At 37.6% G+C, this 11,995-nt stretch carries 11 protein-coding genes; 7 read left to right on the forward strand and 4 right to left on the reverse strand.

Features of this window, described 5'->3' with window-relative positions; all coding sequences use genetic code 11:
• Positions 1-126 precede the first annotated feature (126 nt).
• Both ACYVFA_RS10495 and ACYVFA_RS10500 read right to left on the reverse strand, forming a co-directional pair.
• Positions 127-1,083: an acetyl-CoA carboxylase carboxyltransferase subunit alpha gene (locus ACYVFA_RS10495; RefSeq protein WP_460471766.1), complete on the reverse strand. Its 957-nt coding sequence runs from the start codon at positions 1,081-1,083 to the stop codon at positions 127-129.
• Positions 1,084-1,109: 26 nt separating this feature from the next.
• Positions 1,110-2,531, reverse strand: coding sequence for an MBL fold metallo-hydrolase RNA specificity domain-containing protein (locus tag ACYVFA_RS10500; RefSeq protein ID WP_460471767.1), 1,422 nt, complete (start codon positions 2,529-2,531; stop codon positions 1,110-1,112).
• A gap of 153 nt (positions 2,532-2,684) precedes the next feature.
• Here ACYVFA_RS10500 and dacB point away from each other — a divergent pair, with 153 nt between their 5' ends.
• Entirely contained in the window at positions 2,685-4,124 is a 1,440-nt protein-coding gene (gene dacB, locus ACYVFA_RS10505; RefSeq protein WP_460471768.1) for a D-alanyl-D-alanine carboxypeptidase/D-alanyl-D-alanine-endopeptidase, read from the forward strand.
• A 291-nt stretch (positions 4,125-4,415) separates the two neighbouring features.
• Here the strand turns inward: dacB and ACYVFA_RS10510 are convergent, their stop codons facing one another.
• Positions 4,416-4,808 (reverse strand): group III truncated hemoglobin, encoded by a 393-nt coding sequence (locus ACYVFA_RS10510; protein WP_460471769.1) that lies wholly within the window; start codon positions 4,806-4,808, stop codon positions 4,416-4,418.
• Positions 4,809-4,962: 154 nt separating this feature from the next.
• On the opposite strand from ACYVFA_RS10510, the gene ACYVFA_RS10515 reads away from it, so the two are divergent.
• The 6 genes from ACYVFA_RS10515 to ACYVFA_RS10540 all read left to right on the forward strand — a co-directional run bounded on the left by ACYVFA_RS10515 (position 4,963) and on the right by ACYVFA_RS10540 (position 11,334).
• Positions 4,963-5,475 (forward strand): hypothetical protein, encoded by a 513-nt coding sequence (locus tag ACYVFA_RS10515; RefSeq protein ID WP_460471770.1) that lies wholly within the window; start codon positions 4,963-4,965, stop codon positions 5,473-5,475.
• 22 nt (positions 5,476-5,497) lie between these two features.
• Positions 5,498-5,698 carry a helix-turn-helix transcriptional regulator gene (locus tag ACYVFA_RS10520; protein WP_460471771.1) on the forward strand — a complete coding sequence of 67 codons (201 nt, stop codon included), beginning with the start codon at positions 5,498-5,500 and terminating at the stop codon, positions 5,696-5,698.
• A 672-nt stretch (positions 5,699-6,370) separates the two neighbouring features.
• Entirely contained in the window at positions 6,371-7,423 is a 1,053-nt protein-coding gene (locus tag ACYVFA_RS10525) for an endonuclease/exonuclease/phosphatase family protein (RefSeq protein ID WP_460471772.1), read from the forward strand.
• Between the two features lie 238 nt (positions 7,424-7,661).
• On the forward strand, positions 7,662-8,771 hold the full coding sequence (gene dprA, locus ACYVFA_RS10530; RefSeq protein ID WP_460471773.1) for a DNA-processing protein DprA: 1,110 nt from the start codon (positions 7,662-7,664) through the stop codon (positions 8,769-8,771).
• A gap of 94 nt (positions 8,772-8,865) precedes the next feature.
• The gene (locus tag ACYVFA_RS10535) at positions 8,866-9,774 is read left to right on the forward strand and encodes an alpha/beta fold hydrolase (protein ID WP_460471774.1); all 909 of its coding nucleotides are present in this window, start codon (positions 8,866-8,868) and stop codon (positions 9,772-9,774) included.
• 129 nt (positions 9,775-9,903) lie between these two features.
• Positions 9,904-11,334 (forward strand): amidohydrolase, encoded by a 1,431-nt coding sequence (locus tag ACYVFA_RS10540; RefSeq protein ID WP_460471775.1) that lies wholly within the window; start codon positions 9,904-9,906, stop codon positions 11,332-11,334.
• Between the two features lie 159 nt (positions 11,335-11,493).
• Here ACYVFA_RS10540 and ACYVFA_RS10545 read toward each other — a convergent pair whose 3' ends face one another.
• Entirely contained in the window at positions 11,494-11,955 is a 462-nt protein-coding gene (locus tag ACYVFA_RS10545; protein ID WP_460471776.1) for an Lrp/AsnC family transcriptional regulator, read from the reverse strand.
• Between the last annotated feature and the right edge of the window lie 40 nt (positions 11,956-11,995).

The raw sequence follows: 11,995 nt of genomic DNA on the forward strand, positions 1-11,995 counted from the left end.
GCAAAACAAAATGGATGTTATAATGCTAAAGTAGAGAATATTTTGCTTAATTAAAATACGCTTTAACAAAAAAAGCGAGCAACAGCCTCAGCCATTACTCGCCATTTATATTTCAGTTGTTAAAACTTATGCTTCTTCAAAGAATCCCATCGAGCAGAATTTTTCGATACGGGAGTCAATTCTTTCTTCAGGCGTTTGTTTTTCCAAGTCTTCAATTTCAGAAAGAATTCTTGTTTTCAGACGAAGAGCCATATCATCCCAATCTAGGTGCGCACCGCCCAGTGGTTCTTCTATGATACCATCAATTAGCTTATTGTTCAGCATATCAGTGGCAGTTGGTTTCAAGGCTTCTGCGGCTTGTTCTTTATAATCCCAGCTGCGCCATAAGATTGTTGAGCAGTTTTCGGGAGAAATTACCGAATACCATGCGTTTTCTAACATCAATACTCTGTCACCAATCGCAATACCCAAAGCCCCGCCTGATGCACCTTCACCGATGATGATACAGATAACCGGTACTTTCAGTACACACATTTCACGTAGGTTGCGTGCTATGGCTTCTGCTTGTCCGCGTTCTTCGGCTTCAAGACCCGGGAATGCACCCGGGGTATCAATTAATGTAACAATCGGCTTATTGAATTTTTCGGCCAGTTTCATCAATCTCAAAGCCTTTCTATATCCTTCCGGATTTGGCATACCAAAGTTACGGTATTGTCTTTCTTTGGTTTTGCGTCCTTTCTGCTGACCAATCAGCATTACGGTTTTTCCATCTATATCAGCAAATCCACCTACAATAGCCGGATCGTCTCTCACTGTGCGGTCACCATGTAGTTCATGAAATTCCTGACATAATTTTTCGATATAATCTAAAGTATATGGGCGATCAGGGTGGCGAGACAATTGTACTCTTTGCCAGCGGGTAAGATTTGAAAAAGTTTCTTTTTTCAGATTAAGAATGTTTTCAGTAAGACTTCTGACAGCTTCTCTTACATCCACGTTGTTCTCGTCGGCAAGGCGTTGCATATCGTCAAGCTTTGCTTCAAGCTCTGCAATGGGTTTTTCAAAATCAAGAAGAGTTCTCATAAACGATTTAGCGCTATGGGCGTTTGTTAAATTTCGTAAGTTTGTCCTTTATCTGGTATCTCAATCTGTTGATACCCCTTTTGTTCGAGTGCAATTTTAAAATTCTGCATGGTTGGATACTCTCCATGTACCAGAAATACCTTTTTTACTTTATCTATCCCTTGCGAGGCCACGAAATTAGTCAAATCTTTGAAATCTCCATGGCCGCTGAATACATCAATTCTTAAGATGGTTGCATTAACCGGGTGTTTTTGTCCCCTTATGCTTAGTTCCTTGCGCTCACCGTTCAGCAATTTCCAGCCTAAAGTCCCTTCGCTCGCATAACCAACCATCAGGATAGTAGCATAAGGATTACTGATATTGGCTTCTATATGATGCTCCACTCTACCTCCCTGAATCATACCCGAGGCTGAGATAATAATACATGGCTCAGCATGATTTGAAACAGCCTTACTCGCCTGATTCGACTCCAAATATATCAGATTCTCGAAATCAAACAAAGACTCATTTTCTTCGTGAAAAGTACGGGCGTGCTTATTAAGCAGCTTTACACTCTTTTCATACACCCTGGAGCTAGCCTTTGCCAAGGGGCTATCAGTAAATACTTTAATAGGCGTAAAGCCCTTTTCAGTATATAATCTATTCAAGGTATAAAGCATGGCTTGTGTGCGGCCAACGCTGAAAGAAGGAATAATCAAGCGCCCTGGCATATCAATACAGGCTTTCTGAATGATTCCGGCCAGAATAGCTTCAGCCTCGCCTTCATCTATATGGTGGCGGTCGCCATAGGTGCTTTCTGTTATGAGATAATCTACTGGTGGGAGAGGTTGGGGATCTATCAATAAAGGATAATTCTTGCGACCAATATCACCTGAGAAACCCAATGTTTTTTTCTTTCCATCCTCCCAGAACTCAATATATACATGAGCAGCACCTAATAAATGGCCTGCCGGAATAAAAGTCAAAAATCCGTCGTCTTTGAATTTAAAGCGCTGGTCGAAAGCAATCGGCACAAAATTATCCATTGCTTCTTTCACTTGCCTCTCCAGATATAGTTCTCTTGAATCTATATCTTTTCTTTTCTTCGACCTTTTTTTGCTGTCATGAATCAGCTTGAATTTCCTTTGATTGAGCGAAGCCGCATCTAATAGAAGCAGTTCACTTAAATCCATTGTAGGTTTTGTGCATAAAACCTGCCCTTCAAAACCTTCTCTATATAAATTAGGAATCTGACCAGAGTGGTCAATATGTGCATGAGTAAGTATAACCAGATTGATTAAAGAAGGGTCGAATGGAAAAATGCCATATTCAAACTTAGGTTTTTCGGGGTTATTTTCTCTTTCTAAATCAGTACCACAATCAATCAAAACTTTATATTCATCATCAAACTCAAGTAGGGTCATGCTACCTGATACTTGCCTTGCCGCTCCCCAAAAAGTTATTTTCATACGAAAATGCTATCAAAATATTAAAAATATGAACGCAGAATAGATTTTGCTCCATATTCAGCCACAAATTAAGGAAAGAAATCTTTTTTTTGCTAGCCATTTCCTCTAAATTCGTTTTTATCAAAGCCCTTGCCTTAAACCTGAATCATTTCTATGAAGCTATTTTTATTCATTCTTCTACAACTAAGTTCACCACTTGAAAAGTTTCAACAGCTCTTAGATAGCATTCAGAATGATAGCGAAATCCAGACTGGTGTGGTGGCAGCTTCTATCAAATCAACTCAAACAGGTGATTATAAAATTCAATTCAATGCCAGAAAATCTGTCAACTCAGCTTCAACTCTTAAACTAATATCGACGGCTTCGGCTCTATCTGTTTTAGGCCCCAATTATCGTTACCAGACTTTTGTTGAGTATGATGGCGTAATAGCAGACAGCGTATTAAAGGGGAATATTTATATCAGAGGAACTGGAGACCCATCTTTAGGTTCATCAAGAGTGGGTTTAGATTTTCAACAAGTGGTTAATTTGTTTGCTCAGAAAATACGGGAAGCTGGTATTAAAAGGATAGAAGGATTTATTTTAGGTGATGGTAGTATTTTCCCTGATAATACTCTGGCTAATTCGTGGGTATGGGGAGATATAGGTAATTACTATGGAGCGGGTGTGAGTGGTTTGAATGCCAATGAAAATTTGTATGAAATCCATTTCAAACCTGCTAAATCATTGGGAGAGGATGCGCCAGTATTAAGGCTTTCTCCGACGGTTCCTGCTATAAATTTTATTAATAAGGTAACAACGGCCGAACGAGGTTCAGGTGATAATGTCACTGTTTATAATACACCATTCAGTAATACGATTATTTCCGAAGGTACAGTGCCAATTGGCCCGTCAGATTTTGCTGTGAAAGGCTCATTGCCTGATCCTGCCTATTTTCTCGCCTATCATGTGCAAAGAAAATTTCAGGAATTGCAAGGTCAAATAACAAATGAAGTAATCAGCTATCAGAATTATAAAGCAAAGGTTCAAGATAAAAAGTCACGAAATCTGATTCTCAGCTACGATTCACCCACTATTTCTACCTTAGCTCAACATTGTAATTTTCAAAGCATCAATCTCTATGCTGATGCTTTTCTGAAAACGGTAGGCTATACACTTTCTAAAGATGGAAGTTTTGAAGCTGGGGTAAAAGCAGAAAAGTTTCTCTGGTCGCAAAAAGGCGTTGATTTACAGGGCTTTATGATTCGTGATGGGAGTGGACTCTCACCATCGGGTGTATTAACTGCCAACAATTTAGTAGATATCTTATTCACTATGCGTCGGGATAGCGCCTTTAATGATTTCTATGCTTCTATTCCTGTGGTTGGTATTACTGGAACAGTACAAAACTTAGCCAAAGGCTCAAAAGCCGTAGGAAATGTAAGAGCCAAAAGTGGCTCAATTGCCAATACAAGAGCCTTTTCAGGCTATTTTACCGCTGCCAACGGAGAACTGATGTCCTTTGCCTTCATTATTAATCGTTACGCTGATGGCGCCGACCGTAAAGTAAGAAGGTATTTGGAAGAAATGATTAAATTGATGGTAGAGTTATAATTGTATCCCGATTTTTTAAATCGTTGACTGAAACTTCTATTTATGATAGATTGCTTTTTTATAGAAATATTTCTCCTATTCTCTTAGTCTCGGGCTGTTACTTTTTTGTTGCTGCAAAAAAGTAACCAAAAAAGCAGCCCATCATTCAAACTCACGCGATTAAAAATCTGAAATACCTTCGCTTAAATCTGAATTATCTCTACGATTTTTAATCGCGCTCAAACAGGAATGACGTTATAAGGTTACAATTTTAGTTGTTATTTTTTTCTAAAGTTAATCATAGAGACTTCTTTAAGAACCACTATTCATTTTCGCGTTCATAATCTGGCCGATTTCTAAGGCTTTGCTTTTTACGAATTCGGCTCTTGGGCCACTGAAAAGTGTGTCGGCTGTCATAAACCATAAGGCGAGCCAACGCTCAAAACGTTCGGTGGTTAGTCCATGATGCTGATGCGCCTGCATATGTACCCACATCATGCCTCCATTATAACTACCTGTCTGAAAAAGCCAGTTTTCCCAAAAATTCACTACTCTTATTAAATGGGTTTCCCACTGGTCTTGTGGCATGACAAACACAGGGGCAAGGTCAAAATCTTTATGTACTTTCTCGTAAAAACTATTCACCAGAAGTTCTATATCTGCTCTATTCTGAATATCATTCATCACTGCTGAAATTTTTTGCAAAGATACAGAAGAAGCCCTTATGAAAAGCTGATAAAAATCATATTAGCATTCATATAAGTTTTTTGAAAAAAAATATCAAATAAATTTGTCAAAATGTAAAGTTTATTTTACTTTTGGTGCGTTATATTTTACATAAACGAAATAATACAAAATTATGAAACCAAGATTCTTATTTCCCCATCGCTACAAACTAATCGGTTGGTTACTTGCTATCCCATCTTTAATTTTAGGCTTATGTGTTTTAATTGGTGATTTTTACTTTGATTTCCTTACGGTAAAGTTACCATTTGAGTATATTTTTACAGATACATTTACCTCCTCAAGCGGAGCAGATAAAACTACTGTAAATGACAGTATGTCTGTTTTAAACTTTACCGATGAAATAGCTGCCATCGGTTCAATTATAGGTTTACTGTTTGTTGCTTTTTCAAAAGTGAAGATTGAAGATGAATATGTATCTAAAATCCGCTTAGAATCTCTACAATGGGCGATTTATCTCAACTTTGCTTTATTGATTCTGGCTATTATTTTCATTCATGGCATGGCTTTCTTTAGTGTCATTGTCTACAATATGTTTACACCGTTGCTGCTTTTTATCATCCGGTTTCATTATATACTGGTTATAAAACCTTCATTCGATGCCAATGGCAAATTCCAAAACAATTGATAGCCAATTAAATATTTAGATTATGAGAAACAGGATCAGAATCGAACGGGCTATCCTTGATATTACGCAAGCCGATTTAGCTGAGCGAATCAACGTAAGCCGCCAGACCATCAATGCCATTGAGAGCAATAAATACGTCCCATCGGCAGTACTGGCAATGAAAATTGCCAAAATCTTTGGAAAAACAGTTGAAGAAATATTTGAATTAGATGAGAATGATTAATTAAAAGCCTTTTCCCTGAAATCCACTACAATTTTACGGCTGCTTTGTTAACAGTTGTCTACATACAATACATTATGAACAAGCTATCGCAAAGCCCTTATTGATTCGATAAGGGTTTTTGTTTTATCTGGTTAATGCCTGTGCCGAAAAGATTTTTTTCTAACTAAATTCTAATAGCATGGTACTATTTTGACGTTCTGTCGTATATACCTAATGGATTTAATTACAGTAATCAAGTGCAATTTTGACTTGATTACAGGTATTTAATGAATTTGGATTTTTTATAGATATTTGGGAATGATAATCCTAGGAAATAAGATTATTTTAGGAATACTCATAAAAATCGCATTGTTTGGTTTATAGTCCTTAATTAGAAAAGTAATATATCGAAATAGTTTAAATTGAAATAGTCTTAGTTTGGCTTTGAATAGTTATATTAATTGGAGCAAAGTGATGTTATTTTGCACAATTCAATATTTAATTCAATCTATCGTTTTTCGTTTTCATAAGAAGCAACTATTTTTAGGAACCTGTTTGAAAAGCTAACCCTAAAATGAAAAAGCAAAACCCATCTTTTCGAACAGGTGCAGGATCAATATCCTGATTTTATTGTATATTGGAATGATAGAATTTATCAGACTTTTCTTGAAGCGATTCTTATTCTTTATGAATATGATTTTGGCACTATATACATTATTAGTGTACCAATTGAGCTATTCGGTAAGTGTAAAACATTGGCTTGGGGGCTTTCTGATGCTCTCATTACCCCTTGCTTTTGCTGGCAACGTCTTTTTTATTATTCTCTGGGCTTTCAGAAAATCTCGTAGGGTCTTTATTTCTATTGGTATTTTGTTGATTGGCTTTCCATTACTTCTTCGCACTTTTACCTGGCATTTAGATAATGAGGAAGATAAACGGAAAGGTATTTCTGTGATGAGTTATAATATGATGTGGTGCGATATTGAAAGTTTTACTATGAGGGGAGACTCAATTAATTCTACTAAATTAATCCGGAATGCTTTAAATATAAATGCAGATATAAAATGTGTACAGGAATTGTTTAATGTAGACTATATTCCTGAGTTCCGGATGATTCAGAAGTTCAGAAACACGCATCCTTATTATACCTATGTTCATTCAACACCGGGCAATGATAAAGGGCAGGGTTCAATTGGGCTGGCTATTTTCTCAAAATATCCCATTATCAGAAAAGAAGAAAAACATTGGTCAATTAATCATAATGGGCTTTTGTCGGCAGATATTGTGGTTGAAAAAGATACAATCAGAGTAATAAATATCCAGTTGCGCTCAATGGGTGTTCGTGTCAACAAGGTTCTGGATGCTGGTGATGATAAAGAAAAAGCCAAAAAAGAAGCCAAAACTATATACAATCAGCTAAAAGAAGGCTTTACCGATAGGATTATTCAGATGATAGAGCTGGAGCTGTGGATAAAAAATAGCCCATATCCAATTATTCTCGCAGGTGATTTTAATGAAGTACCTTATGGATATACCTACGGCAGAACCCGGAAATACCTGAAAAATGCATTTGAGGAAAAGGGTAAAGGATTTGGGTTTACCTACCATCGCTCCCCAGGATTTTTAAGAATTGATAATCAATTCTATGACGATAAATACTTTGAACTGAAGAGTTTCAAAACTTACTCGGAGGTGCCTTATTCAGACCATTATCCTATCTGGGGTAATTATATTCTGAAGAAATAATTTCAGAAAGAATTTTTAACTTTTCAGCAATAGTTTAAAGGTTGTTTTTAAATTCGGTATGTCCTTCCTAATTTTGAAAACCTGAAATTGGCCTGGAAAAATTGTGTGTGACTATAATAGTTTTAATCTCCTTATTTACCTATCAGATGCTATTATGGACCATAGCTTTAGTGTACGGATACACAACCAACACAAATCTTTCCAATAGACTTATAAATTAAAACGCCGAATCATATACATGGAAAAAATATATCAGCTTGCTTTGACTTTGGTAGAGGGTGTGGGTAGTATTATGTTCCGACAGTTAGTAAGTAATCTGGGATCGGCCGAAAATGTTTTTAAAGCAAAGACTGATAAATTGTTGAAAACTCCCGGTGTTGGTAAACAAATTATTGAAGGTCTCAGAGAGAAGTCGCTATTGACAAAGGCTGAAAATATTCTGAAAGAATCTGAGAAGCAACAAGTTAAACTCTATTTTTCCATTGACAAGGATTATCCTTCACGCCTGAAAGGTTTATATGATGCTCCGGCTATTTTGTATTTCAAAGGCAATGGGGATTTAAGTGCTTTGCGTACAGTTGGTATTATAGGAACCAGACAAGCTACTGACTATGGCAGAAAAATAACAGAAGAGATAATAGAGCAGCTAAAACCCTATCAGGTAAGTATTATCAGCGGTTTGGCATATGGCATTGATATTATCGCTCATAAAGCAGCTATTGACAATGAAATGGCAACCATTGGTGTAATGGCTAGTGGGATAGATATTATTTATCCGGCGGCTCATAAGAAATATGCAGAGCAAATGCTCGAGAAAGGAGGACTTCTATCTGAAAATCCGTTTGGTATGAAACCAATCCGTAACCTATTTATTGCCAGAAACAGAATCATTGCGGGCCTAAGCGATGTAAATATCGTAGTGGAATCTGCTGATAAAGGAGGGGCATTAGTAACGGCTGATTTTGCCAATAATTACCATCATGAAGTTTTTGCGGTGCCGGGTAGTCTTGCCAATAAATATTCGGCGGGTTGTCATAAATTAATTAAAGAGAATAAGGCTAATATTTTTACAGAGGTCAACGATGTGATTGAAGCCATGAACTGGGGGGCAGAGAGTAACGGAATTACCAAAACAAAACCTAAAGAGCCTGAAATTGATCTGACACAATTTACACAGGAAGAAGGCCAGGTAATTGCCTATTTACGTACGCATGGCGAGACACAGATTGATAATCTGAGCTGGCAGACTCAAATACCTGTCAATCGTTTAGCATCATTGCTCTTAAATCTTGAATTTCAGGGAATTGTGAAAGCAATGGCAGGGAAAAAATTTGGTTTGAAATTTTAAATTTTAATAATTTTTAAAAGATTATGTCAAACGATTAGGGGGTGAAATTCGTTATACTCATAAGCCTTTGAAAATATAATTAAAATAAATTGTAGTGAACAGAATTAAACAACTGAATGGTCGGACTAAAAGATTCATCGCTTTTGTTACCTTAAGTATTCTTCTTGGCTCTTGTTTCAGCAGATGGATAATGACCGAGTCTGAAATTAAAGAGCATTACCGCGACCGATTAGCCAAGCCTTTATATCACATGGTTGAAAACGACTCTTTAAAGTTGCACTATGTAACTTTCGGAGCAGATACGGCTCAACCCGTACTTTTTATTCATGGTGCTCCAGGTGCCTGGGATGGTTATATGAATATGTTGGATGATAGCTCCTTACAGCATCAGTTCCATTTGATTTCTGTTGATAGACCGGGATACGGCAAATCGCAGAAAAAGCCTAAAAAGAAGGTCTATAGCCTTGTTGAGCAGGCACAGGCGATTGTAATGGCTTTGAAAAGTAACCATTCGGGTAAAAAAGCTATTATTGTTGGCCGTTCTTACGGTGCTCCGGTAGCAGCTGAAATCGCAGCGATGTATCCTGAATTAGTAAAAAAAGTAATTCTATTATCACCCGCCATTGACCCTGATACTGAAAAGTTCTGGTGGTTTTCTAAATTTGGAAAGGTATTTCTGGTAAGATGGTTTTTACCTGAACGCATGAATACCGCCACAGACGAAAAATATGCACACGTAGCAGAATTGAGAAAACTGAAAAGCGAGTGGCCTAAAATACAAACAGATGTAACAGTGATGTGTGGAGGACAAGACTGGATTGTGGATACCACGAATTTCTCTTTTGCCAAGAAAATGCTTCAAGGGAATAAAAGCGCCAGATTCATTTTTATTCCTGAGTCAGGACACTTGATTTCTTCATCACGACCTGATTTAGTAAAGAAAGAAATTTGCGGAATTGCTGATTTAAAGGAAACTATTCAGCAACAGGCATCCGCTAATTAAGGTAGTATATTTAAATTATTTTCTATAAAGATTCAGGCAATGTTCTACAATTGTTTGAATCTTTATTTTTTTAGGTCTATATTTAAACACACACCGAACTGAATACTCAATAAATCACTATCAATAAACATGAAACACCGATTTTTACTTCTTTTTTCTTTTCTATTTCTAAGTCTATACTTATCAGCACAGGATAAAAAAAATCAGATGCTCCAAAGCATTTCTAAAAAAGAAATGTATTACGGTGGCATAGCCAAACAAATCTGGAATTATGCCGAAGTAGGGTATCAGGAAACAAAAAGTTCGGCGCTTCTACAGGAAACATTAGCTAAAGAAGGTTTTACTATTCAGAAAGGAGTGGCCGAAATTCCAACGGCTTTTGTTGCCTCTTTTGGAGAAGGCAAACCAGTGATTGGAATTTTAGGAGAGTACGATGCCTTACCGGGTCTTTCACAGGATTCAACAGCCGACCAGAAATCAATTGGAGGTACGGCAGGCCATGCCTGTGGGCATCATTTATTTGGAACAGCCTCTGCTGCCGCAGCCATTGCCGTGAAAGAATACATGAAGGCCAACAATATCAAAGGTACTATCCGTTTTTATGGTTGCCCTGCCGAAGAAGGTGGCTCAGGCAAAGTATATATGGTTCGTGCCGGATTATTTAATGATGTTGATGCCGTTTTGCACTGGCATCCTAGTTCTTTTAACACAGCAAGTTTTGGTACATCATTGGCCAATAAATCAGGGAAATTCAGATTTTATGGAGTTTCCGCACATGCCTCAGCTTCACCTGAAAAAGGACGTTCGGCATTGGATGGGGTAGAAGCCATGAATAATATGGTCAATATGTTACGCGAACACGTTCCTTCTGATTCGCGTATTCACTATGTGATTACTAACGGTGGAAAAGCGCCAAACGTAGTTCCTGATTTTGCTGAGGTTTATTATTATGCCCGTAATCCTCGCCGTGATGTGGTAATTGATGTATGGTCGCGTATTGAAAAAGCAGCCAAAGGCGCAGCAATGGGTACAGATACCAGAGTAGAATGGGAATTAACTGGCGGTACTTATGAATTATTAGCCAATGAGACCCTCACACATGTCATGCAGGATAATCTGGTTAAAGTGGGAGGATTAAACTACACGCCAGAAGAGAAAGTGTATGCTGAAAAATTATCTAAAAACTTAGGCTTAGACCATTTAAGATATGAAGATGCCACGGGTATCAAGCCATTAGATGTTGAAAAAACTGGTGCTGGTGGTTCAACAGATGTAGGTGATGTAAGCTGGGCTGTGCCAACGGTTGGTTTAAGTGTAGCAACCTGGGTGCCGGGTACGCCAGCCCATAGTTGGCAGGCAGTAGCTGCAGGTGGTATGAGCATTGGCCGTAAAGGAATGATTATAGCAGCCAAAACCTTAGCCCTTACCGCCACACAATTATTTGAAAGCCCGGAAACAGTCAAAAAAGCCAAAGAAGAGTTCCTGAAAGCCAGAGGTGGAGATTTTAAATATATATCATTAGTAGGGGATAGGAAGCCGGCATTAGATTATAGAAAATAGAGGAAAATGGAAAACCCCTAGCCCCTAAAGGGGAACAAAAAAAGTGAAGAGAGATTTATAAATAAACGAGCCAAGCCTTATGTTTATCGAAATTAAGGCTTGGCTCATTTATTCTCTAAATTTTTCATTTTCCTTTTTCCTTGCTCCTTTCTCCAAATATCAAACCTCAAACTTGGTCTCATTTTTTATCTCACTCATCACAAAAATGCTATGAGTGCTACCAATATTTTCAAGGGAAGCTAACTTGTTCATCAGGAAGCTCTGATATTCGCGCATATCGTCAACTACCACTTTTATCATAAAATCATACTCACCAGAAATATTATGGCACTCTATTACTTCATTGAGTTTAACAATCTCTTCTACAAACTTTTTACCTGCCTCTTGTGCGTGCTCTTTTAACCGGATATTGCAGAATACCATCAAATCCTTCCCAATCTTTTCGCGGTCAATTACAGCCACATATTTTTTTATCACCCCATCATTTTCCAGTCGGCGCACACGCTCGTAAACAGGAGTTGGGGATAGATTCAGGCGAGAGGCTAACTCTTTGGTTGTCAGGTGCGCATTCTCCTGTAAGTACTTTAAAATTTCTCTATCTGTATTATCCAGTTTTTGCATAGATAAAATGTCGTTTTAAGCAAATATTTCTGCCAAATTT

The sequence above is a fragment of the Emticicia fontis genome (genome assembly GCF_054779675.1).